The 348-nt window shown below is 51.7% G+C and carries 1 pseudogene; it reads right to left on the reverse strand.

The features are described 5' to 3' along the window. Positions 1-348 (reverse strand): annotated as a pseudogene (locus CLOSYM_RS23355) (aminopeptidase); the annotation flags it as partial.

Consider the following 348-nt stretch of genomic DNA (forward strand, 5'->3'; position numbering starts at 1 on the left):
CGCCGTCCGACCATGCCATTGCGTCTCCAGGATTCCGCGCAATGCCGCACTCGATGATTGGTTCCATGTCGTTCATTTCCATATACAGGTCGGTTCCGGCCGGAGTTGTGATATGGGCGTTCTTTTTGCCTCTCCAGATTGCCTGCAGTTTTACGCCGTCCGCATAAACCGCCTCGTAATCAGCTAAGGCTCCGCCTCTTGTGAAGTTGTCGATGTGTCTTAAGCAGATGGATACTTCGCGCAGCTTTTTCTCATTCATAAGCTCTTTTAAACGGTTATTGTAGATAGCAGCTCCGGATGCCGTCGTCATACCTACGAATACATCGCAGGCCTCCATCGCCAGCTCCA

The sequence above is a fragment of the [Clostridium] symbiosum ATCC 14940 genome (genome assembly GCF_000466485.1).
Lineage (GTDB): Bacteria > Bacillota > Clostridia > Lachnospirales > Lachnospiraceae > Otoolea > Otoolea symbiosa.